23 protein-coding genes are annotated in these 22,741 nt (G+C 73.6%); 12 read left to right on the top strand and 11 right to left on the bottom strand.

All coding sequences use genetic code 11. The annotated features are described in order from the left end of the window. Positions 1-28 precede the first annotated feature (28 nt). Positions 29-493, top strand: coding sequence for a carboxymuconolactone decarboxylase family protein (locus FB388_RS16540; protein WP_142101902.1), 465 nt, complete (start codon positions 29-31; stop codon positions 491-493). Here FB388_RS16540 and FB388_RS16545 read toward each other — a convergent pair whose 3' ends face one another. Then, positions 494-1,270, bottom strand: a complete 777-nt coding sequence (locus FB388_RS16545) for an alpha/beta hydrolase (protein WP_142101904.1) — start codon at positions 1,268-1,270, stop codon at positions 494-496. Positions 1,271-1,420: 150 nt separating this feature from the next. Between FB388_RS16545 and FB388_RS16550 the strand changes: the two genes are divergently transcribed. Beyond that, the gene (locus tag FB388_RS16550; RefSeq protein WP_142101906.1) at positions 1,421-2,869 is read left to right on the top strand and encodes an Nramp family divalent metal transporter; all 1,449 of its coding nucleotides are present in this window, start codon (positions 1,421-1,423) and stop codon (positions 2,867-2,869) included. Positions 2,870-3,046: 177 nt separating this feature from the next. Here FB388_RS16550 and FB388_RS16555 read toward each other — a convergent pair whose 3' ends face one another. Continuing rightward, entirely contained in the window at positions 3,047-4,165 is a 1,119-nt protein-coding gene (locus FB388_RS16555; RefSeq protein WP_142101908.1) for a class I SAM-dependent methyltransferase, read from the bottom strand. A 129-nt stretch (positions 4,166-4,294) separates the two neighbouring features. Here FB388_RS16555 and FB388_RS16560 point away from each other — a divergent pair, with 129 nt between their 5' ends. Further along, the gene (locus FB388_RS16560) at positions 4,295-4,852 is read left to right on the top strand and encodes a dTDP-4-dehydrorhamnose 3,5-epimerase family protein (RefSeq protein WP_142101910.1); all 558 of its coding nucleotides are present in this window, start codon (positions 4,295-4,297) and stop codon (positions 4,850-4,852) included. A gap of 39 nt (positions 4,853-4,891) precedes the next feature. Here the strand turns inward: FB388_RS16560 and FB388_RS16565 are convergent, their stop codons facing one another. Beyond that, positions 4,892-5,488, bottom strand: a complete 597-nt coding sequence (locus tag FB388_RS16565) for a dihydrofolate reductase family protein (RefSeq protein WP_142101912.1) — start codon at positions 5,486-5,488, stop codon at positions 4,892-4,894. Between the two features lie 100 nt (positions 5,489-5,588). Then, positions 5,589-6,764 (bottom strand): MFS transporter, encoded by a 1,176-nt coding sequence (locus tag FB388_RS16570; protein WP_142101914.1) that lies wholly within the window; start codon positions 6,762-6,764, stop codon positions 5,589-5,591. A gap of 30 nt (positions 6,765-6,794) precedes the next feature. Here FB388_RS16570 and FB388_RS16575 point away from each other — a divergent pair, with 30 nt between their 5' ends. Beyond that, entirely contained in the window at positions 6,795-7,343 is a 549-nt protein-coding gene (locus FB388_RS16575) for a CGNR zinc finger domain-containing protein (protein WP_142101916.1), read from the top strand. Between the two features lie 52 nt (positions 7,344-7,395). Here the strand turns inward: FB388_RS16575 and FB388_RS16580 are convergent, their stop codons facing one another. Continuing rightward, on the bottom strand, positions 7,396-8,637 hold the full coding sequence (locus FB388_RS16580; protein ID WP_142101918.1) for a sensor histidine kinase: 1,242 nt from the start codon (positions 8,635-8,637) through the stop codon (positions 7,396-7,398). Next, entirely contained in the window at positions 8,634-9,326 is a 693-nt protein-coding gene (locus FB388_RS16585) for a response regulator transcription factor (protein WP_142101920.1), read from the bottom strand. Before FB388_RS16585 ends, FB388_RS16580 begins: the two co-directional genes overlap by 4 nt. 200 nt (positions 9,327-9,526) lie before the next feature. Here FB388_RS16585 and FB388_RS16590 point away from each other — a divergent pair, with 200 nt between their 5' ends. From FB388_RS16590 to FB388_RS16620, 7 genes are all read left to right on the top strand, one after another. Further along, positions 9,527-9,751 (top strand): hypothetical protein, encoded by a 225-nt coding sequence (locus FB388_RS16590; RefSeq protein ID WP_142101922.1) that lies wholly within the window; start codon positions 9,527-9,529, stop codon positions 9,749-9,751. Continuing rightward, entirely contained in the window at positions 9,748-10,755 is a 1,008-nt protein-coding gene (locus tag FB388_RS16595; protein ID WP_246121986.1) for an AAA family ATPase, read from the top strand. Before FB388_RS16590 ends, FB388_RS16595 begins: the two co-directional genes overlap by 4 nt. Next, complete coding sequence (locus FB388_RS16600; protein ID WP_142101924.1) at positions 10,752-11,681, top strand: DUF58 domain-containing protein; 930 nt, start codon at positions 10,752-10,754, stop codon at positions 11,679-11,681. The genes FB388_RS16595 and FB388_RS16600 overlap by 4 nt, the downstream gene beginning before the upstream one ends. After that, positions 11,678-12,619 carry a VWA domain-containing protein gene (locus FB388_RS16605; protein WP_142101926.1) on the top strand — a complete coding sequence of 314 codons (942 nt, stop codon included), beginning with the start codon at positions 11,678-11,680 and terminating at the stop codon, positions 12,617-12,619. The genes FB388_RS16600 and FB388_RS16605 overlap by 4 nt, the downstream gene beginning before the upstream one ends. Positions 12,620-12,671: 52 nt before the next feature. Beyond that, positions 12,672-13,562 carry an alpha/beta hydrolase gene (locus FB388_RS16610; protein WP_142101928.1) on the top strand — a complete coding sequence of 297 codons (891 nt, stop codon included), beginning with the start codon at positions 12,672-12,674 and terminating at the stop codon, positions 13,560-13,562. Positions 13,563-13,648: 86 nt separating this feature from the next. Next, positions 13,649-14,761, top strand: a complete 1,113-nt coding sequence (locus FB388_RS16615; protein WP_142101930.1) for a DUF2855 family protein — start codon at positions 13,649-13,651, stop codon at positions 14,759-14,761. 42 nt (positions 14,762-14,803) lie between these two features. Continuing rightward, on the top strand, positions 14,804-15,436 hold the full coding sequence (locus FB388_RS16620) for a TetR/AcrR family transcriptional regulator (RefSeq protein WP_142101932.1): 633 nt from the start codon (positions 14,804-14,806) through the stop codon (positions 15,434-15,436). A 99-nt stretch (positions 15,437-15,535) separates the two neighbouring features. On the opposite strand, the gene FB388_RS16625 is transcribed toward FB388_RS16620, so the two are convergent. The 4 genes from FB388_RS16625 to FB388_RS16640 form a co-directional block, all read right to left on the bottom strand. Then, on the bottom strand, positions 15,536-16,015 hold the full coding sequence (locus tag FB388_RS16625; RefSeq protein ID WP_170225642.1) for a nuclear transport factor 2 family protein: 480 nt from the start codon (positions 16,013-16,015) through the stop codon (positions 15,536-15,538). A gap of 51 nt (positions 16,016-16,066) precedes the next feature. Then, a complete protein-coding gene (locus FB388_RS16630) occupies positions 16,067-16,876 on the bottom strand; it encodes a helix-turn-helix domain-containing protein (protein WP_142101937.1) in 810 nt (269 codons plus the stop codon). Between the two features lie 83 nt (positions 16,877-16,959). Further along, positions 16,960-17,856: an alpha/beta fold hydrolase gene (locus tag FB388_RS16635; protein ID WP_142101939.1), complete on the bottom strand. Its 897-nt coding sequence runs from the start codon at positions 17,854-17,856 to the stop codon at positions 16,960-16,962. A gap of 20 nt (positions 17,857-17,876) precedes the next feature. Continuing rightward, on the bottom strand, positions 17,877-18,479 hold the full coding sequence (locus tag FB388_RS16640; RefSeq protein WP_211361946.1) for an NADPH-dependent FMN reductase: 603 nt from the start codon (positions 18,477-18,479) through the stop codon (positions 17,877-17,879). Positions 18,480-18,582: 103 nt separating this feature from the next. On the opposite strand from FB388_RS16640, the gene FB388_RS16645 reads away from it, so the two are divergent. Then, positions 18,583-21,816: an AfsR/SARP family transcriptional regulator gene (locus FB388_RS16645; protein ID WP_246121988.1), complete on the top strand. Its 3,234-nt coding sequence runs from the start codon at positions 18,583-18,585 to the stop codon at positions 21,814-21,816. Here FB388_RS16645 and FB388_RS16650 read toward each other — a convergent pair. Further along, the gene (locus tag FB388_RS16650) at positions 21,803-22,738 is read right to left on the bottom strand and encodes a dihydrodipicolinate synthase family protein (RefSeq protein WP_142101943.1); all 936 of its coding nucleotides are present in this window, start codon (positions 22,736-22,738) and stop codon (positions 21,803-21,805) included. The genes FB388_RS16645 and FB388_RS16650 overlap by 14 nt on opposite strands. Positions 22,739-22,741 lie beyond the last annotated feature (3 nt).

Genomic DNA, 22,741 nt, shown 5'->3' on the forward strand with positions numbered 1-22,741 from the left:
CGCGCTGCCGTGAAAAAGGAGAGACCCGATGACCATGCGGCTTCGCATCCGCGACCTCCAGCCAGCGGCCTACCAGGCGATGATGGGCCTGGAGAAGTACCTGGCGACCTGCCCGGTGCCGAAGCGGACGCTGGACCTGATCAAGCTGCGGGCGAGCCAGATGAACGGCTGCGCCTTTTGCACCGACATGCACGCCTTCGACCTGAAGGACGACGGCGAGACCGACGAGCGGATCTTCGCGGTGGCCGTGTGGCGGGACGCGCCGTGGTTCACCCCCGCGGAGCGGGCCGCGCTGGCGCTCACCGAGGAGGCCACCCGCATGGCGCCGGGCGGGGTCAGCGACGAGGTGTGGGCCGAGGCCGAGGAGCACTACGAGCCGGCGGCGCTCGCGGGCCTGGTCGCCGCGATCGCGGCGATCAACGCGTGGAACGTCATCAACGTGACGCTGCGGACCACCCCCGGCCTGCTGCGGAACGCCGCGGTCCCGGCCTGATCACGACGGCCCGCGCAGCGGCAGCCAGGCCAGCACGTCCTGGATCCGGGCGTCCCAGTAGGCCCAGTCGTGGTCGCCCGGGGAGAACTCGGCGCGAAGCGGCACCCCGGCGGCCGCGCAGGTGTCGCGGAACGCCTCGTTCTCGGGGAGCAGGACGTCCTCGGTGCCACAGCACAGGTAGAGCGAAGGCAGGTCCGCCGGCTCGGCGCCGCGCAGCAGCGCGTGGAGGTCGTGCGGGCCCCCTGCGACGTCCTCGTCGCCGAACACGCGCTCGTACAGGCGCGGGTCCTCCGGGCGGGACCGCCGGCGCGCAGCGATGTCCAGGGCGCCAGACAGGCTGGCGGCCGCCGCGAACCGCTCCGGGTGCCGCAGCGCCCAGCGGAACGCGCCGTACCCGCCCATCGACAGGCCGGCGACGAACGTGTCCTCCCGCAGGGACGAGATCCGGAAGAAGTCCCCCACCAGCGCGGGCAGCTCCTCGGACAGGAACGTCCAGTAGCGGCCGCCGTAGGCCTGGTCGGCGTAGAAGCTGCGGTGCACCTGCGGCATCACCACCGCCAGCCCGAGCGACGCCGCGTAGCGCTCGATCGACGTGCGCCGCAGCCAGGTCGTGTCGTCGTCGGAGAGGCCGTGCAGCAGGTAGAGCACCGGGGGCGGCCCGTCACCCCCGGCGCCCGCCATGCCGATCTGGGTCGAGGTCCGCTGCGGCAGCAGCACGGTCATCGACGTCGACAGGCCCAGCACGTCGGAGAAGAAGTCACATCGCAGGTGCGCCACAACCGGTGATCCTCCCGCGTCCACCTGCCCCTCGCGCTTGACAGCGTTTACCGGCCCTGTTGCGATCTACCCGAATCACCCATCCGACCCGGGTGAGCGATTCGGTCCACGCGGTGGCAACGAGGCCACCCTGACGCGCAAGGAGGCGCGGTGGTCACGAGCGACGGTCCCGGGCAGGTCCAGCCCACACTGCCGAGCAAGTACCTCCCACCGGTCGAGTTCAGGGACCTCCCCGAACCTGTGCCGCTGCGGAAGGTGGTCGGGGCGAGCGTCATCATCCTGGCCACCGCGATCGGGTCCGGGGAGATCATCCTCTGGCCCTACATCACATCCCAGATCGGCTTCATCTTCATGTGGGCCGCCGTCGTGGGGTTCGGCATCCAGTTCTTCCTGAACATGGAGATCGAGCGCTACACGCTGGCCACCGGGGAGTCCGCGATCACCGGATTCGCCCGGTTCTGGAAGCCGTGGTGGTGGCTGTTCATCGTCTTCGCGCTCTGCCAGAACTTCTGGCCCGGCTGGGCGACCGGGGCGTCCACGGCCCTGTCGTTCGCGCTCGGGCTGGGTGAGAACGCACCGATCGTCCCGATCACGATCGCGGCGCTCGTGGCCATCGGCATCACGCTCACCCTCTCCCCCGTCGTCTACCAGGCCGTCGAGAAGATCCAGTTCGTGCTGGTCGCACTGATCATGCTCTTCGTCGTCGTCGCGATCCCGGTGGCGACCACGAGCGAAGCGTGGGGTGCCCTCGTCTCCGAGGGAATCGGCGGGCCCGGCTTCCCGCTCGGACACGAGAACCTGGACATCGCGCTGCTCCTGGGTGCGTTGGCCTTCGCCGGCGCGGGCGGTGCGAACAACCTGGTGCAGAGCAACTACATCCGGGACAAGGGCATGGGGATGGGCCAGTACATCCCCAAGATCGTCTCGCCCATCACCGGGCACGAGGAGGCGAAGCCCTCACTCGGGTACATGTTCCCGACCGACGACGAGAACATGCGGCGGTGGCGCGGCTGGTGGAAGGTCGCGAACCTGGAGCAGTTCCTCACCTTCTTCGTCATCGGCGTCGTGTCGCTCATCATCATGTCGGTGCTGGCCTACTCGACGCTGCCACTCGGCCAGGTGGAGGAGCGGAACCTCGACTTCCTGTTCCTGGAGGGGCAGACCCTGCAGGAGACCGTGGCACCGTGGTTCGGCACCGCCTTCTGGCTCACCGCGGTCATCACGCTGTTCTCGACCAACCTCGGCATCCTGGACTACACGAGCCGCCTGATCGCCGACCAGCTCAAGATCAACGCGCTCAAGGACAGCCAGGTCTGGACCGAGAGCCGGATCTACGCCGCCGTCGTCTGGCTCATGATCATCGTGGGCTCGGTGATCCTGCTGTCGGGTGTCAGCCAGCCCTTCGTGCTGCTCGTGATCTCGTCCTGCATCGCGGGCGTGCAGATGTTCATCTACTCCGGACTGCTGATCCAGCTCAACCGGAAGGCACTTCCGAAGGAACTGCAGGTGGGAGGGGTGCGGCTCGCGGTGCTGGCCGTGTCGTTCCTCTTCTTCGGCTTCCTGTCGGTGTTGCTCGTCCTCGACAACATCGGCGGCTGACGATCCGTTGGTCAAACGACTGTGGCTGCGCGTGCTCGTGGCCCTGGTGATCTGGATGGCGCTGCTCGCCGCGATGTGGGCCATCGGCATCATCGGCTGATCGGGCGTTCGGTAGCGGTGCGGGCGTCGCCTCGCCCGCATCGCTACCGAACGGTCCAACCGAGGAGAACCTCGGAGTCAGCGACCGGCGCCCGCGTCCACCCACGTGCCGCCGCGTCGCTCGATCTCCGGCAGGGCCGCCCTCGCCTCGCCCACGAGCTCGGAGACGAACACCAGCACGACGTCCGGCTCCGCCGCGACCAGCTCCTCCGGCGTGATGATCGGGATGTCCCTGCCGGGCATCCGCCGGTCCTGCTTGCCCGGCGAGGCGTCGGCGACCCCGGCGAGCAGGGTGGCGTCCAGGTCGGCGAGGCGCAGCAGCGACACCGCCCGCGACGCCGCCGCATAGCCGTACACGCGGCGCCCCGCGGCCCGCTGCGCGACGAGCATCTCCCGCAGCGACCCCGCCGTGCGCCGCACCGAGTGCTGCAGGGCGCCGACCTTGCCCGGCCGCAGCATGCCCGCGGCGAGCTCGGGCGCCGCCACGGCGTCGACCGCGGCCGTGTCCACGGCCGGCGACTCGGACGTCCGGCCCGCGACGAGCGCGACCGTGCCCCCGTAGAGGGGGAACCGGCGGGCGGTGGTGACCGTGAACCCGGCCCGCCCGAGCATCCCGATCATGGCGGGCGTGGAGTAGTAGGCGTAGTGGCCCAGCCGCAGCGCGTTCCACTGCGAGCCGGCCACGATGGCGTGCAGCGAGTGGAACTGCACCACGAGGCGGCCGCCGGGGCTCACCGCCGCCGTGCGCTCGCGCACGGCCCTGTCCTGGTCGCGCTCGTGCATCACCCCGAAGCAACCGTCGATCACCAGGTCGGCGCCGCCCTCGCGGGGCACCGCGGTGAAGCCGTGCCCGGCGAGCAGGTCCAGCCACGTGCCGCCGTGCGGGCTGGGGAACTCGGCGGCGGTGCCGCCGTCCGGGAGCGCTCCGGCCGCGACGAGCTCGCGCACGGCCTCGCCACGCTGCGCGGTGAGCGCCGCCGGCTCGGTGCCCACGACCTCCTCCGGCACGTCGGCGTCGTCGGCCAGCTGCGCCAGTCCGCAGCTCGCGCACAGCCACATCCGCAGCGGGAACAGCTCGTCCGGGCCGGGCTCGTCGATCTTCGGGAAGAGCTCGGACGACGGCTGCTCGCCGAGGTCGAGGACGATGTCTCCGTCGGTGCGGTGACAGGAACGGCAGGCGGGGCTGGCGATCACCATCGGTCTCCCGGATCGGTCCGGCGAACGGCACAGTGCTGTCGAATTGCTCAGCGGTAGGGTCGGCCCGAAGGCCGGGGACGTCACCCAGGCGCATCGAACCGTTACACGAGCACCGCCGGTGGAGGCACCATGCACGTCCGTGAGACCGGGATCGCCGGCCTCCTGGTGTTCGAGCCGTCGCCGCACCGCGACGAACGCGGCTGGTTCAGCCGCACCTTCGACGCCGACGTGGCGCGGGGCGCTGGCCTGGACCCGAACGCGTTCCTGCAGGACTCCCAGTCGCGCACGGTACGCGCCGGGCTGCGCGGACTCCACGGCCGGGTCGGGCGCGGCGAGGCCAAGTTGGTGCGCTGCGCGCGCGGCGCGATCTTCGACGTGGTCGTGGACGCCCGGGCCGGCTCGCCGACGTTCGGGCGCTCGGAGTCGTTCCGGCTGGACGACGAGAACATGCGCAGCATCTACATCCCGCGCGGGTGCCTGCACGGCTTCCAGGCGCTCACCGAGGCCGACACCTGCTACCGGATCGACGCCCCCCACGACCCCACCGAGGACGTCACCGTCCGGTACGACGACCCGGACCTCGCGATCGACTGGCCGTTGCCGGTCTCGATCATGAGCGAGAAGGACGCGGGTGGGCGCTCGTGGGCCGACCTGACGCAGCTGCTGGCCGCCGCGGCAGGGCGCTGACGCGGCGCCCGCCCACCGAGGCCCAGCCGGGCGAACCCGTCAGCGTTTGACCGTGTAGCGCAGGTGCAGCACGCGGTCGCCCTGAACCACCGAGTCGGGATCGTCGAGCAGGACGGTGCCGGCGTGGCTGCCGAAGAAACGCACCCCTTCGCCCAGCACCACCGGGACGACGTCCATCGCGACCTCGTCGACCAGCCCCGCCGAGAACGCCTGCCCGCCGAGGTCACCCGCGGTCACGTCGACCAGGCCGTCGCCCGCGAGCTCCTTGGCGAGCGCGATGCCCGACTCCACCGAGTCGGCGGTGTGGAACGGCGCGTCCGGGTGCTGGGCGAGCCACTCCTCGGGCAACGGCCGGTGGGTGACGACGACGAGCTCGTCCCCCGCGGCGGGCTTGCCGTCCCAGCCGTTGGTGGTGTCGAACAGGTGCCGGCCGATCACCGTGACCTTGATGGCGTCCCAGAACGGCTGCACGTGGTCGGCGGACGTCCGCGAGACCTGGAACGTCCAGCCGCTCGCCCTGGCGGACAGCTCCGCGTCGCCGTTGAAGTACCAGTCGAACAACGGCCCGACCGAGTCGTCGGGATAGGCGATGTAGCCGTCCACCGACACGACCGCCTGCATAACCACCCTGGCCATCTCTGCTCCCCTCACCGAACGTCCGCCACTCGCTCGCGACGCTAGGGCGGAAGCCGGTCGCCACTCTTGTCCGAAACGGCCATCACCGCCCGGCGGGTGGTCAGCGGGGCGCGTCGCCGATGCGGGCGATCGCGGTCGCCTGCACCGCAGCAGCGGCGAGCAGCAGACCGATCGCCGCGGCGTAACCGCCGGTCAGGTCGATCAGCACGCCCATGGCGAACGGTCCGATGCCGGCCACGGTGTAGCCGACGCCGAGGGCCATCCCGCTCGTGGCGGCGCTCGCGGCGGCGTCCGGCGTGCGCCAGGCGACCACGGCGAGGCCCAGCGGGAACCCGGCCCCCGACCCGACGCCGACGAGCGCCGCCCAGGCCCACGGCCCCACGGCCGGGGGCAGCGGCGCGAGCATCAGGCCGATGGTGCCTGCCGCCGTGCTCGCGAGCGCGACGCCCGACCAGAACCGCCAGCGGCCGCTGCGCTCGGCCAACGCCGGTATGACGAGTGCGCCGGGCACCTGGGCCGCGGCCCACACCGCGAGCACCATCCCCGCATCGCGCGGGCTCCACCCGCGGGTCGCGAGGTAGGGCGCGAGCCAGGTCATCCAGCCGTACACGAGCAGCGAGGCGGCGGACTGGTGGGCCGCCGCGAGCCGGGCGAAGCGGTCGCGCCATGGCAGGCCGGTGCTCGCGGCCGGGGCGGCGGGCTCGACCCTGCGGGCCACCGGCAGCCACGCCGCGGCGGCGAGCACCGCGGGCACCGCCCAGACGGCCAGCGCGAGCGACCACCCGCCCACGGCCGTGGCGAGCGGCACCGCGACCGCACTCGCCACCGTGGACGGGATCATCATCGCGACGACGTAGCCGCCGGTGACCGCCCCGGCGTGGGCGGCGAGGTGCTCCTTGACCACGCCGGTGAGCAGCACGCCCGCCACGCCGATGCCGAAGCCCGCCAGCAGGCTGCCCGCCACCAGCGGAACGGCCGCGGGCACGCCGCGCACGAGGCTGCCCAGCGCGACCAGCCCGACCGCGCCGACGAGCGCGCGTTCCGGTCCGCCACGCCGCGCGGCGGCCGGTCCGACGAGCGAGCCGGCCGCCATCATCAGCACGGCCCCGGTCTGCACGAAGCCCGCGGCGCCCGCCGAGAAACCGAGATCGGCGCGGACGGCGTCGATGAGGGGCGGGTACCCGGCGAGCGCGGTGCGCAGGTTCAGCGCCAGCGCCAGCAGCCCGACCAGCACCACACCCGGCCGGACCCGTATAGAGGTGTAGTCTCGGTTCATCCATTACACGGTAGGGGAGGCTGGTAAGGGATGCAAGTCCAGCTAGACGATTACAGGGCCGGTGCGGCGCTCGCGACCGACCTCGTCAACACGGCACCCGAGGTGATGGTGAGCACCGGCGACACCCTCCCCGACCCCGACGTGCTCGCCCGCTTCCTCGCCGACCACGACCTGCACCCAGGCGCGCCCACCGCCGCGGACCTCGCCGCCGTGCACGACCTGCGGCGCACCCTGCGCACGCTGCTGGAGGAACCCGACCCCGCCCGCGCCGCCGCGCTCACCACGGCCGCAGGCGGTCTGGAACTGCACCCCGACCCCGACGGCCACTGGCAGTGGCAGGTCCGCGCCCGGCCCGGCGCGTCGCCCGCCGACGAGCTCGCCCTCCTCACCGGCACCGCGCTGCTCGGCGTGCTCCGCGCGCTGGGGCCCGAGCGGTTCCGCCACTGCGCCGCACCGACGTGCGACGGCATGTTCGTCGACACCAGCCGTGCCGGCCGCCGCCGCTACTGCGTACCCGAGGTGTGCGGCAACCGCATCAACGTCGCCGCCCACCGCGCCCGCCGCCGAGCCGCCGGCTGACCGGGCCGCCTCACGAGTTGCTCCGGCGGAGGCCGTGCGTCAGGTCGGTGCGTCAGGAATGCACCGGCGAGCCCGCGGCGAGCGGGTCCAGCGTCGGCGGGCGGGGCGTCCGCTCCGTCACGCCCGCGGTGCGCATCGGGAGCCACAGCACGAACGTGGCGCCGGCCCCGTGCGCACTGTGCACGGCCACTGCGCCGCCGTGGCTCTCGACGACCTGCCGGACGATCGCGAGGCCGAGGCCGGTGCCCCGGTCCCGCCCGCGAGTGGCGTCCGGGCCGCGCCAGAACCGGTCGAAGACGCGCTCCTGGTGCTCCGGGGCGATTCCCGGGCCGTGGTCGCGCACGGCCAGCCAGGCCCAGCCGCCGTACCGGCCGGTGGCGAGCACGATCTCCTCCCCCGGCGGCGACACGCGCACGGCGTTGGACAGCAGGTTGTCCACGGCCCTGCGCAGCGCCTCGGCGTCGCCGATCACCCCCAGGCCGGAGGTGGGGCGGCGTTCGAGGCGAAGGCCGTCGCTGTCGGCGAGCAGCGCGAACGCGTCCGCCGCCTCGTCGGCGACCTGCCCGAGGTCGACGTCGGCGTCGGTGAACGCGGGAGCCGCTCGGCGGGCCGCGGCGAGGAGGTCCTCGATGAGGCTGCCCATCCGCTGGGTCGCCCGCGCCGTCACGGTGCTCGCCCGCCGCCGCTCGGCCGCGTCGACGTCGTCGCGCGACAGCACGGCATCGAGGTTGATCTGGATGACGGCCAGCGGGTTTCGCAGCTCGTGGGAGGCGTCGTCGATCATCTGGCGCTGCGCCGCGAACGCCCCGTCGAGCCGGGCGAGCATGTCGTCGACGGTGTCGGCGAGGTCGCGCAGCTCGTCGTGCGGGCCGTCGAGGGCGATGCGGCGCGACAGGTCGGTGGCGCTGATCTCCCGCGCCGCCGCCGTGACCCGCTGGACCGGGCGCAGCACGCGCCCGGAGAGCCACCAGCCCACCCCGAAGCTCGCGATCAGCAGCCCGCCGAGCGCGCCTGCGGACGCGTCGCGCATGAGCTCGAGCGCCTTGTGGTTGACCGCCTGCTGCACGCTCGCGAGGTCGGCGGCCTGGAACTGCTCGCCGTCCTTCAGCACGAGCTCGCCGCCCACCTCCTTCACCTTCTGCACCGTGATCGGGTTCAGCGGCGCGGCGTCGACGCTCTCGGACACGATCGCGTACACGGCCACGAGCACGAGCGCGGCCAGCGCGAACAGCACCAGCGAGTACGTGGCGGCGAGCCGGAACCGGATCGTCTGCGACCACGCGGGGCGCTTCACCCCGTCTCCCGCAGCCGGTAGCCGCGCCCGATCACGGTCTCGATCAGCGGCGGCTCACCGTCGCCGGTGATCTTGCGCCGCAGCGTGCCGACGGTGACGCGCACGGTCTGGGTGAACGGGTCGGTGTTCTCGTCCCACACGTGTTCCAGTAGCTCCTCGGCCGAGACGACGTGCCCCGGCCGGTGCATGAGGTAGCGCAGCACGGCGAACTCCTTGCGGGTGAGCGGCAGCTCCCGGTCACCGCGGGAGGCGGTGCTGCGCCCGTCGTCCAGCGACAGGTCGCCGACGGTGAGGACCGCGGTCCCCCCACCGTTGTCGCGCCTCAGCAGGGCGCGGGCCCTGGCGAGCAGCTCGGCGAGCGCGAACGGCTTCACCAGGTAGTCGTCGGCGCCCTCGTCGAGGCCGCGGACCCGGTCGACCAGCTCGCCGCGCGCGGTGAGCATGAGGATCCGCAGCTCGGGGCCGCTCGGGCCGGCGATGCTGCCGGCGCGCACGCCGCGGCAGAGCGCGAAGCCGTCCACGTCGGGGAGGTTGAGGTCGAGCACGAGCAGGTCGTAGGTGTTCACCGCGAGCTTCGCGACGGCGTCCGCGCCCGTGAGGGCGATGTCGACCGCGTAACCGGCCCGGCCGAGCCCCACCCGCAGCGCGCTCGCAAGATCGTGCGCGTCCTCGACCACCAAGAGCCGCATGCCGCGACGCTAGCGAGTTCGCGCGGTGTGCAGCGCCGTCCTTTCGATCCGCTTTCGGTCGGGCTTCCCGGCGTTTTCGGGTCGCCCTGGTCTGCTGGGTGCAGCCGGTGGGCCGCCCCTCACCACCGGCGCCGTCGGCCGGCCCGGCCCGTACGCCCCCCAGCACGGGCGGGGCCGGCCTCGTCTCCTCGGAGGTCAGAATGTCCAGAACCGCACGCATCGTCCTCGCCGGTGTCCTCACCGGCGGCGCGCTCGTCGTCGGTGGGGTGGCCCTCGCGGCGAACCCCGCGCCGGCCGCCCCGTCCACCGTGTCGGTCGAGCGCGGTGGGCCGGCAGACCTGCGTCCCGCCCAGAACACGCCCGACTCCGACTGCCCGAACGAGGGTGGCCGGACCGGCGCCGCCAACGCCACGTTCCGGCTGTGAGCGCCGCCGTCTCCGTGGAGACCGCGTTGCCGGAGACGGCGCTGCTGGAGAAGGCGCTGTTCGAGGTCAAGCGAGTGGTCGTGGGCCAGGACCACGCCCTCGAGCGGATGTTCGTGGCCATCCTCGCCCGGGGCCACTGCCTGCTCGAGGGCGTGCCCGGGATCGCGAAGACACTCGCGGTCCGGACGCTCGCCACCGTCACCGGCGGGACGTTCTCCCGCCTGCAGTTCACGCCCGACCTGGTGCCCGGCGACATCGTCGGCACCAGGATCTGGCGCCCCTCCGCCGAGGAGTTCGACGTGGAGCTCGGGCCGATCTTCGCCACCGTCGTGCTCGCCGACGAGATCAACCGGGCTCCGGCGAAGGTGCAGTCGGCGCTGCTGGAGGCCATGGCCGAGCGGCAGGTGACGCTCGGGGGTCACAGCCACCCGCTCCCTTCGCCGTTCCTCGTGCTCGCCACGCAGAACCCGATCGAGTCCGACGGCGTGTACGAGCTGCCGGAGGCCCAGCGCGACCGGTTCCTCCTCAAGATCGACATGGGGTACCCGTCGGGCGTCGAGGAGCTGACGATCCTCGCGCGGATGGGCGTCGACCCGCCGGTGCCGGCCCGGGTGCTCGACCCGGGCAGCGTCACCGCGCTGCAACGGGCCGCCGACCGGGTGTTCGTGCACCACGCCAGCGCCGAGTACGCCGTGCGCCTCGTGCTCGCCACCCGCGATCCGGCGGGGTACGGCCTGCCCGACGTCGCAGCGGCCCTTCAGCTCGGCGTGAGCCCGCGCGCCACGCTCGGGCTCGTGGCCGCTGCACGTGCGCTCGCCCTGCTGCGCGGCCGCACCTACGTGCTGCCCGGCGACGTCAGCGACGTCGCGCCGGACGTGCTCGCGCACCGGCTCGTGCTCACCTACGACGCGCTGGCCGACGCCGTGCCCCCGCGGGCGCTGGTGGAGCGGGTCCTCACCGCGGTGCACGCCCCGCGGGTCACCCCGGCGCAGGACGCCGCATGACGGTTCTGGATCTCGCGACCGCCGAACGCGCCCTGCGGGTCCACGAGCTGGCGATCCGCCGCCGCCTCGACGGCCTCCTGCACGGTGGCAGGCTCGGCCGCCGCACCGGGCCCGGAGCGGAGCTCGACGACGTGCGGCCCTACCGCCCGGCCCAGGACGACGTCCGGCGCATGGACTGGAACGTCACCGCCCGGGCGGGCGAGCCGCACGTCCGAGCGAGCATCGCCGAGCCGGAGCTGGAGACCTGGGTGCTGGTCGACGCGTCGGCGAGCATGGACTTCGGCACGGCGCTGATGGAGAAGCGCGACCTCGCCGTCGCGGTCGTGGCCGCGGTGCTCGCGCTCACCGACCGGCCCGGCAACCGGCTCGGCGTGCGTCTCGCCGGTGGGGCCGACCCGCGCACGGTCCCGCCCCGGCCGGGGCGTCAGGCCGGCCGCGTGCTGCTGCGCGAGCTGCTCGCCGCACCCCGCACGCCGGAAGGGGCGGGCCTCGACCTCGCCACCGCGGTGGAGCGGCTGCACCGCGAGCAGCGCAAACCCGGGCTGCGGGTGATCGTGTCCGACCTGCTGCCGCGCACGCCGGGCGAGCGCCTCGACTGGGTCGTCCCGCTGCGCAGGCTCGGCGCGCGGCACGACGTCCTCGCCGTGGAGGTGACCGACCGGCGGGAGGCGGAACTGCCCGATGTCGGGCTGCTCACCCTCGTCGACCCGGAGTCCGGCCGCCGCACCCACGTCCGGACCGGGGACCGCAGGCTGCGCGAGCGCTACGCGCGGGCGGTCGCCGACCACCGGGCGGCCACCGCGGTCGCCATCCGGTCCTCGGGCGCCGACCACCTGGTGCTGCGCACCGACGGCGACTGGGTCGGCGACGTCGCCAGGTTCGTCGCGGTACGCCGCCGCACCGCTCGCTACCGGAGGGTGCGATGAGGTTCCTCTCCCCCGGCTGGCTCGCACTGCTGGCCGTGGTCGCCGCGCTGATCGTCGCGTACGTCGTGGTGCAGCGCCGCCGAAGCCGCTACGCGGTGCGCTTCGCGGCCCTGCCGCTGCTCGAGCGGGTCATGCCGCACGGGCCGGGCTGGCGCCGGCACCTCCCCGCCGTCGCGTTCCTGCTGACGATCGCAGGCCTCGTGCTCGGCATGGCCCGGCCGGTGATGGAGGTCCAGGTGCCGCGGGAGCGGGCCACGATCGTCGTCGCCGTGGACGTGTCGATGTCGATGGGAGCCCAGGACGTCACACCGTCGCGGATCGCCGCCGCGGTGACCGCGGCTCGGCAGTTCGTGGCGGAGCTGCCCGAGGCGTTCCCGGTCGGCCTGGTGCTCTTCTCGGGCACCAGCGCGGTGACCGTGCCGCCGACGCCCGACCGCGCCGCGGTGACGGCGGCGTTCGACCGGATCTCGCTCGGCTCCGGCACCGCCATCGGCGACGCGGTGCTCGCCTCCGTCGAGGCGGTGCGCAGCTCCGACGACGGCGCCGATCCTCCCCCGGCCCGGATCGTCCTGCTCTCCGACGGCGCCAACACCACCGGCACCCCGATCCCGGACGCTGCCGCCGAGGCTGCCGCGGCGGGTGTCCCGGTCTCGACCATCGCCTACGGAACCCCGACCGGCACCACCACGGTGAACGGCGAGAGCGTGCGGGTACCGGCCGACATCGAGGCCCTCGCAGGGCTCGCCGCCGGCAGCGGCGGCCTCGCCTACCGGGCCGAGACCGCGGCCGAGCTGGAGGCCGTGTACGCGGACATCGGCTCGTCGATCGGCTTCCGCACCGAGGAGCGGGAGGTCACGAGCGCCATGCTCGCCGCGGCGCTGCTCGCCGCACTCGTCGCGGCCGCCGGATCGCTCGCCTGGTTCTCCAGGTTGCCCTGAGACCGCAAGATCGGAGCCTCCCCGTGCCTCTCCCACCTGCCATGGTCGGCCCATGACCCAGCCCCGTCCCTTCCAGCTCTTCACCGGTGGCACCTCGCTGGCCGCCACACTGCACCGCGCCGTTCCCGACCTCGTCGAGCCGCAGCCCGCCATCGTCGTCACCGGCTCGTGGCTGACCGTCAAGGAGCAGATGGCCGACCTGTACGCAGCCCGCCTCGCCGAGCGCGGGTACACCGTCTTCACCTTCGACTTCGCGGGCTTCGGCGCGAGCGACGGCACGCCGCGGCAGGCGGAGCTGCCGGCTCGCAAGATCGACGACATCATCGCGGCGACCCGCGCGGTGTCGACGCTGTCGTTCGTCCGGCCGGGCGCGATCGGCTACCTCGGCATCTGCGCGAGCGCGCAGTACGCGGTGCGCGCGATCGCGGCCGGTGCCCCGATCGCGGCGTTCGCGAGCGTCGCGGGCTGGTTCCACGACGCGCGATCGGTCGCGCCGTTCTACGGCGGCGCCGACGGCGTCGCCGGCCGGCTGGACCGGGCGGCGGATGCGCTCGCGGCCTACCAGCGCACCGGTGAGGTCCGCACCGTCCCGGCCTACGAGGCCGGGAACGAGCGCGCCGGGATGTTCCTCGACCTCGACTACTACGGATCGCCCAAGCGCGGCGCCGTGCCCACGTGGACGAACGAGATGGCCGAGCTCAGCTGGGCGTACTGGCTGACCTTCGACGGGCTGTCCGCGGCGCCGCGCGTGCAGGTACCCAGCCTGTTCGTCCACGGCGACGGCTGCGTGCTGCCGGAGAACCTCCGCGCGGTGGCCGGCACGGTCGCCGGCCCGGCGGAGACGGTGTGGGCCGAGGGCACGCAGGTCGACTTCTACGACCAGGAACCACAGGTCGCCCTCGCGGTCGACGCGGCGGACGCCCACTTCCGCGCCCACCTCTGACCGCCATCGCGACGCCGGTCCGACCCGCCCACGAGGCACGACGAGTCGAACCGGGTGGCCACCCTTTCCCTGCTACGATACTTGCTATGCAACTCACAAGTTTTTCGCCCGCGGACCGCTGGGACCTGCTGGTCCGCCGAGACGACGTGTCGGCGCTCTCGCTGCGCCCACGCGCGGAGGAGCCGCTCGAACCCGGCACGATCCGGCTCGGCGTCGAGGCGCTCGCCCTGACCTCGAACAACGTCACGTACGCGGCCCTGGGCGAGCGCGCCGGGTACTTGACGGCCTTCCCCGCGCCTCCCGGCTTCGGCCGGGTTCCGGCGTGGGGATTCGCCGTCGTCGAGGCCTCGGCGCACGAGGACGTCGCCGTCGGGAGCCGGTACTTCGGGCTGCTCCCGATGTCGACGGATCTCACCGTTCGCCCCGCGCCGACGGAGACCGGGTCGTTCCTCGACACCTCCGCGCACCGCGGCGGGCTCGACGACTCCTACCGCCGCTACCGACCGGCGGGCGAGCCGGACCACCTCGACCCGCTGCGCGCCGTCGTGCAGACGATCTACCCGGCCTGCCTCCAGTTGGCCGACCACGTCAGGGACATGAACGCGGACGCGGGGCCGATGACCGTGGTGCTGTCGAGCGCGTCGAGCAAGACGGCGATCGGGACCGCCGAGCGGCTGGCTTCGGATCCCGGCATCCGGACCCACGGGTTGACCTCGCCCGCCAACATCGCCTTCACCGCAGGTCTCAGCGTCTACGACCAGGTGTCGGCCTACGACGACCTCGGCACCCTCGCCACGGACGGGCCGGCCGTGTTCCTCGACCTCACCCGCAACCCCGACCTCGTCACCTCCGTGCACCACCTGCTCGGCAACCGTCTGCGGAGGACGGTTCTGATCGGCGGGACGCATTCGGTACAGCCTCTGGAGCTTCCCGGGTTGCCGGAGCCGGAGCGCTTCTTCGCCCCGGCACAGCAGGCTCTGCAGCGGACGAAGGTCGGGGACCTCGCCTACGAGCAACGGTTGGCCGCCGGCGAACAACAGTTCCTCCGTCGCGCCGCCGAATGGCTGCGGGTCGACGAGCAGACCGGGCCTGCAGCGCTCCGAACCGCGTTCCGGGCGCTGCTCGCGGGGCCGCAGGCACCCGACGTCGCGACCGTCGTCAGGCCACGACCGAAGGCGGGACCCGCGCGGCCGGCATGAACGCTCGCCATCCGGCTCGCAACTGATTGCTACCGTGTCGACATGGTCGCGACCCCGCCGGCCCCCTCGCACAGCGCGCGGCGCACCCAGCAGGAACGCCGGGAGAAGACCGAGGTCGCGCTCCTCACCGCAGCCGCCGAGCTCGTCGTGCAGGACGGGGTGCGGTCGGTGACCCTGGCCCGGATCGGCGAACGCGCCGGCTACAGCCGCGGGATCGTCACCCACCAGTTCGGGACGAAGAAGGCGATGCTCGAAGCCCTCGCCCGCGCCACGCAGGCCGGATTCGTCCCCGGGCTCGCCGACCTGCCACCCGGCCTCGAACGCATGCTCCGCCTCATCGACGGCTACATCGGCGCCCTCGACGGGATCGGGGTGATGAACCGGGCATTCCTGCTGCTGTGGGCGGAGGCTGCGACAGCGCCCGAACTCGCCCCGATCTTCCGCGAGCGCGACGAGGCGTTCCGCGCGGACATACGCGGCGACATCGCCGCCGGCATCACCGAGGGAACCGTGCACCCGGACACCTCCGCCGACGACGTCGCCGTCGCCGTCGTCGGTCAACTCCGCGGAATCGGGCTGCAGTACCTGCTCGACCCCGGTGCCGTCGACACCGGTCGCCTCCGCCGGGTCGTCTCCGGATACTGGCGCCGGTCCCTCGGCGTGCACCGCCCCTGAAGATGGCGAGCCTTCGGTCGACAGGCCCGATGGCCGGAGTCCGAGAACACCACCCGCGCCGAGCTGGTCAGCTGTAGGTCCGAGTTGTTCAGGGCGCTCCTAGGGATGCGGCCGGGCCGCCCGCGGCGACGTGGCGGCGCGCTCCCCCGCGAGCGCGGGCAGGACGGTGTTGCCCTCCTGGTGGAACAGCCGCAGCGTGATCCCGGCGATCTTCCAACCGGACGGTGTGCGTTCGAGCGGCACCACGTAGTGCCCGTGCACACCCCAGACCGGGCCGCCCTCGGCGCCGTCGATGTAGTGGTAGGCGCGCACGTGGGTCCGCAGGACGAGACCACCCTCGCGCTCCTCGACCAGGCCCGTGCCCAGGAGGTGCTGCGTGGCGTCGAAGCCGGGCAGCAACCCCCGCCAGCGCTTCACCAGCTCGTCGGCGGACAGCGTCTCCGCCTCCCCGCCGAACAGCTCGGAGTAGTCGGTGCGCACCTCGTCGGCGAGGCGGTCCCGCACCGCCTCCCAGTCGAGGTCGTCGGCGGCCTGCAGCAGGCCGGTGAGCACGGCAGCGGGATCGTCGGATGCGAACACGAGCAGGAACCTGGCACAACACGCGCCGCAGCGGAGGGTCCGATCTTGCGCTCAGCGCCGCAGCTCGCCCGGCGCCACGCCGAACTCGCGCCGGAACACCCGGCGGAAGTGGCTCACGTTCGAGTACCCGACCGCGTGGGCGACCCGCACCACGCTCGCGTCCGACGTCAGCAGCGCCGCCTTCGCGGCCTCCAGCCTGCGGGCGGTGACGAAGCGGTGCGGCGCCAGCCCGGTGGTCGCCTTGAACGCCCGCGCGAAGTGGAACGGGCTGAGCGCGGCGACGCCTGCCAACGCGTCGAGCGTGATCGTGGCGGCCAGGTCCGCGTCGACGTACTCCGTCACCCGGTCGACCGTCCGCCGGTCCAGCATGCCGACCGCCGGCGCCACCGGGGCGGGGCCGTCGCCGTACGCACGGGCCACGTGGGTGACCAGGCGGTGCGTCAGGGTGCTGGCCTCGATGTCGGTGAGGCTCCCGCCGACGACGTGCGCCCGCCTGACGAGGGTGGCCATCCCGTAGACCACGGGGTCGAGCACGCCGAGCGCGTTCTCGATGCGCGGCACGCCTGCTCGGCGCACGAGCACCGGATCCAGGTAGATCTCGAGGGCTTCGGTCGTGCCGTCCACTCCGCCCCAGGTGATGCCCTCCTCGCCGGTGACGAACACCGCGCCGGCACGGATGTCCGCCCGCACGGCCCGGCCGCCCGACTCGTACTCCTGGCCGCTGTGGGAGGAGAACGAGACACCGACCTGGTTCGGCCTGGTGACGGTCGGTTCACGGTGCGGGGACAGCCACGAGTACTCCGAGCGCATGCCCGGCCACTCGATCACCCCCTTCACCGCACGTCCGGGCGGAGCGCTCATGCGCCCCGCCCGGTCCAGCGCTGGTGGCTCACACCGCGCGTCATACCGCATTCCGCGCTCGGCCGGTGTGAAACGGATGCCCTCTAGCTCTTCGCCGGTGCGTCGAGGAACGCGGGGACGATCGTGTGCAGCTCGGGCCGGTGGATCACGCCGATGTGGGTGGTGCCGGGCAGGACGGCCAGCTGGGAGGCCGGCAGGCCGACGAGATCGCCGACGACGTTGCCGCCGAGGAGCCCGAAGAACTCGACCGTGTAGTCGAGCCGCACGATGTCCGAGTCACCAGCCACGAGCAGCACCGGCGCGGGCAGCCCTTCCACCACGCTCTTCGGGTGGACCGGGTACTGCCGATCCATCTCCACCTTCTTCTGGACCAGGGTCGGGAAGTCCTCGGGGCGAGGTGCTGAGGCCAGGTAGTAGTCGTGGAACGGGGTGCCGTGCAGCATCTCCGGCTTGAAGTCCTGCAGGCCCTCCATCAAACCGGGATGGGTGGACTTGTCGTCGTAGCCGCCCGAGACCAGCACGAGCTTGTGCACCAGCTCGGGGTGCTGCACGCCCATGGTGAACGCGACCGCGGCCCCCATGCTGTAGCCGAGGACGTCGGCCTGGGTCACGCCCAGCTGGGTCAGCAGCGCCGCGGTGTCGGCGGCCATGTGCTCGACCCGCAGCGGCCGGTCGATGTCGGCGGTGTGGCCGTGCGCCTGCTGCTCGACCGCGATCACGCGGCGGTTCTGCGCGAGCGCCGGGATCAGCGTGGCGAAGTCGACACCGATCCCGGAGAAGGCGCCGTGCAGCAGCACCAGGGGGCGACCGGTCTCCGGGCCGTGCACCTCGTAGTACATCTGCAGGCCGTTCACCGTCGCGTGCCGGCCCGACTCGGGCTGCGGCGGGTTCGCCGGAGGTGTCTCGCTCGCCCCGCAGCCGGACACGGCGGCGAGTACGACGGCGACACCGAGCGCCGCGAGCGTAGAGATCCTGGACATGGTGGTCCTCCTGTCGGGGGTCATGGGGTGAAGGGGGAGCGCGACCGCGCGTCCCGCAGGGCACGGGCCCACCAGCAGAGCCGGTCGAGCGTTGCCGTGGCCTGCTCGTTGCAGGCCGCGGCAGCGCGGGGCCAGCTGCCGTCGGCGGCGAACTGGTCCCAGTAGCAGGGCAGGGTGATCGGGTCCGGCAGCGCGACCGCGTGCAGTTCGGCGAAGACCTCCTGCAGTTGTGCGACCGCGTGCAGTCCCCCGGACTCACGGCCGTAGGCCACGAAGGCCACCGGCTTGGCGTGCCACTCCTGGTAGAACCAGTCGATCGCGGTCTTCAGCGGAGCCGGGAAGCTGTGGTTGTACTCCGGCGTCACCACCACGAAGGCGTCGGCGGCCGCCAGTCGCGGGGCGAGCGCCGTGACCGGCCCGGGGACGGCTTCGTCGACGTCGGTCAGCGTGCTCGGCAGCCCGGCGTCGGCGAGGTCGACGACGTCGGTCGCCAGATCCCGGCGCCGGGCGGCACGCCCGGCGAACCAGGTGGCCACCGTCGGGCCGAACCGACCGTGCCGCGTGCTGCCGATGATGATCACGAGCCGGATCGGGTCCGTCGCGACGTCCTGCTGTTCGGGCACGGACACCAGCTTCCGGGCGACGTTTTCGGTTTCCTTGCGGTCCGGCTGCCGTCCCGCGGAACACACATAAGGTGCGATCGTGCGATTCGGGATGTTGGGGTCCGTGGCCGTGTGGACGGACGACGGCACGCCCCTCGCCGTGCCCGGCCGGAAGGTGCGCGCGCTGCTCGCCGACCTGCTGGTGAACGAGGGCAGACCCGTGCCTGCCGACCGGTTGATCGACGACATCTGGGGCGAACGCCCCCCGCCGTCGGCCGCGGCGACCCTGTCGGCCAAGGTCTCGCAGCTGCGCCGCGTGCTGGAGGACGCCGAGCCCCGCGGGCGCTCCCTCGTCGTGTCGGGCCCGGCCGGGTACGCCCTCCGGACCGCGCCGGAGGCCGTCGACGCCGGCCGGTTCGCCGGGCTCGTCGCGCAGGCGAGGTCCGCCGGGCCGCGCACGGCCGTCGCGCTGCTCACCGAGGCGCTCGGCCTCTGGCGCGGGCCCGCCCTCGCCGATTTCGCCGACGCACCGTTCGCCACGGTGGCGATCGCCCACCTCACCGAGCAGCGGCTCGTTGCGCAGGAGGACGTCGCGGAGCTGAGGCTCGGCCTCGGCGAGCACGCGGCGGTGGCCGCGGAGCTCGGTCCGCTCGTGGCCGAGCACCCGTTGCGGGAACGGTTGCGCGGATGCGCGATCCGGGCGCTGCACGGCAGCGGGCGCCAGCACGAGGCGTTGGACAGCTACCGGGAGCTGCGCGCGCTACTGGCCGACGAGCTGGGGCTCGATCCGAGCCCGGAGCTCGTCGCACTCCACGAGGCGGTGCTCACCCGCGATCCGGCACTCGACCCGCCACCCCCACGCCGGGGCAACCTGCCCGCGCCGCGCACCGCACTCGTCGGTCGGGACGCCGCGGTCGCCGACGTGGAGGCGCACCTGGCCACCGACCGGCTCGTCACCCTCACCGGGCCGGGTGGGGTGGGCAAGACCCGCCTCGCGCTCGCCGCGGCCGCGGCCGCCGCTCCCGGCTTCCGCGACGGCGGCTGGCTCGTGGAGCTGGCCCCGGTCGCCTCCGTCGGCGGTCCCACCGACCCCGACCCGTTCGCGTCGCTGGTGGACGCCGTGCTCGCTGCGCTCGACGTCCGGGCGAACGCGGCGCCGGGCGAGCGGACCACACCGCTGGACCGCCTCGTCGAGGTGGTTCGCGGGCGGCAGCTCCTACTCGTGCTCGACAACTGCGAGCACGTCGTCGCGCACGTGGCGGAGCTCGCAGACCGGTTGCTCGCCGCCGCAGCGGACCTGCGGATACTGGCCACCAGCCGGGAACCGCTCGCCCTGGCGGGTGAGGTCGTGTGGAGCGTCCCGCCGCTGGACGTACCCGACCCCGGCGCGGCCGACCCGGAGGCGTTGGCCGGCAGCAGCGCGGTTCGGTTGTTCGTCGCGCGGGCGGCGGCCGCCGCCAAGGGCTTCCGGCTGGACGACCGCACCGCCGCGCCGGTGGCCGTGCTGTGCCGGCGTCTGGACGGCATCCCGCTGGCGCTCGAGCTGGCCGCCACGCGGGTGCGCGCGCTGGGCGTCGACGGCGTCGCGGCCCGGCTCGACGACCGGTTCCGGCTGCTCGCCGCCGGTCACCGGGGCGCGCCGCCGCGCCAGCAGACGCTCCGGTCGATGATCGACTGGAGCTGGGACCTGCTCAGCCCGTCGGAGCAGGTCCTGCTGCGCAGGCTCGCCGTGCACGCCGACGGCGCCACCGCGGACGCGGCGGCTGCGGTCGCCGCGGACGCCGGGCTTCCTGCGCTGGACGTGCCGGACCTGCTGGCCCGCCTCGTGGACCGCTCGTTGGTCGATGTCGTGCCCAGCGAACGCCTGCGCTACCGGCTGCTGGAGTCGGTGGCCGAGTACAGCCTGGACAGGCTCGGCGAGGCGGGCGAGCTCACCGCGCTGCGCCGCCGGCACGCCGACCACTACCTCGTGCTCGCCGAGGAGGCTGCGGCCCAGTTGCACGGGCCGCAGCAGCCACGCGTCCTGCGCCTGCTCGATGCCGAGACCTCCAACCTGCGGGCCGCCCTCGCCACGACCGCAGGCGACCCGAACCGGGACCGCGCGCTCCGCATGGTCGCGGCCTTGGCCTGGTACTGGGTGCTGCGCGGCAGGCTGGGTGAGGCCAGGCGTGCATTCGATGCGGCGCTCGCACCGGTCGGCGAGGCGACGGCCGGGCTGTACGAAGCCGCCCTCGCCTGGCGCGCCGGGATCGCGCTCATGCTGGGCGATCCCGACGGGTCCGAGAGGCACGTCGCGGCCCTGCGGGTCATCGACGCGATCCCCGACCCGGTCGCGCGGGCACGCTCCCAGTGGTTCCTCGCCGACACCGGCGCCACCAGCGACCTCCCCGGCGCCGCCGAGCTGCTCGAGCGCGCGCTGGCGACCAGCCGGGCCTGCGGCGACCGGTGGACCGAGGGCGCGGCGTACCTGGGCCGGGCCCGGCTCGCGCACGTACGCGGCGACCTCGAGGTGCTGCGGCGCGAGGCCGGGCGGGCGGCCGAGCTGTTCGGCGGCGTCGGTGACCGATGGGGACAGCTGCAAGCGACGTGCTGGCTCGGCGCACTGGCCGAGCTCACCGCCGACCACGAGCGTGCCGCCGCGCTGCACCGCGAAGGCCTGCGCTGGTGCGAGGAGCTCGGCCTCTGGGCCGAGGTTTCCTCCAGGCTGTCCTGGCTCGGTTGGATCTCGATGCAGGCCGGTGACCACGCGCAGGCCAGGAGGTACGGCGAGCGGGCACTCGGGCTGGCCACCGAGCAGGGCTTCCTGGACGGGCAGCTGTTCGCCCGCATAGTGCTCGCCTACGCCGCCCGCAAGGAAGGGCGGCTGGACACGGCACAGCGCCAGCTGGACACCGTGCTCGCAGACACGCCGCGGTGCGGCGGCGACATCGCGGTCCACGTGCCGATGGTGCTGATCGAGCTCGGCTTCGTCGCCGAGCTGCGCGATGATCCACACACGGCCGCGCGCCTGCACGGCGAGGCCTACGACGCCGCGCAGAAGATCGCCGCACCACGGGACAGCGCGGGCGCCATCGAAGGCCTGGCCTGCGCGCTCGCGGCGACCGGATCGTTCCAGGCGGCGGCTGTGCTGCTCGGCGCCGCCGACGCCGCCCGCAGGGCGGCAGGGCTCCCGCTGGCCCCCGCCGAACGCCACGACGTCGACCGTGCCGCCACTGCCGCCCGCACCGCCATCGGCGAACCGGCCTTCGACGAGGCACACGCAGCAGGTGGGCGGCTCTCACCCGACGAGGCCTACGCCGCCGCGGTGGCGGCCCTGCCCGTCGCGGCCCGAGCCACGGGGCCACTCACGGTCCGGTGAACAGTTCCGGGACGGCGGCCTCCGCAGCGGCGCGCAGTGCCGGGATCGCCTCCTCGGGCACCCACCGGTGGGGCCAGCGCACCCGGGTGCCGATCGGCGCCCAGCCGCCGATCGCGGCCAGCGTCTTGTCGAGCGCGGGATCGGAGTAGCCGGCGCGGCCGAGCGGGCCGATGTGGGCGTCCAGGAAGCCGCGCAGCCGCCCCTCGAACTCCAGCGCGGCGGGCAGGTCGCTGGTGATCTGCGCGTACCAGCGGGCGGCTCCGGCCGGGCTGAGGCAGGCCACGTTCGAGTACGCGCCGGCTGCACCGCGGGCGTATCCGGAGGCCAGGGTGTGGCCCGCCACGAAGATCGCGATGCGCCCGCCGACGGCGTCGGCCATCCGCGCGTACCAGGCGTCGTCGCCGCCCGGCACCTTCACGCCGACCAGCGCCGGGACCTCGTCGGCGAGCTTCCCGAACAGCTCCGGCGGCACCTGCGTCTTGGCGTACGGCGGGTTGTACAGCACCAGCGGCACGCCGTCGGCCACCGCGGCCATCCGTTCGACGGCGGCGAGCACCTCGTCGGGCCCGAGCGGCAGCCAGTCGGGCAGCACGACCTGGATCGCGCCGGGCCGCAGCGCGGCGGCGCGGGCGATCCGGTCGAGCGACAGCTGCCCGCTGGGGTGGCTCGCCCCGAGCTGGAACGGCATCCCCGCGGCGGCGCAGCGGTCCGCCACGAGCGCGTGCAGTCGGTCGTACTCGGCGTCGGTGAGCGTGTGGAACTCCCCCGCCGTCCCGTTGGCGTAGACGCCGTGCACCCCCGAGGCGAGCACGCGGTCCAGGGCGGCGGCGAGGACGTCGAGGTCGATGCCGTCGTCGTCGCGCAGTGGCAGCAGCACGGTGGCCCACGCCCCGCGGAGCGTGGACGCGGTCAGTGGTTCCACGGG

This window comes from Pseudonocardia cypriaca (assembly GCF_006717045.1).
Taxonomy (GTDB): Bacteria; Actinomycetota; Actinomycetes; order Mycobacteriales; family Pseudonocardiaceae; genus Pseudonocardia; species Pseudonocardia cypriaca.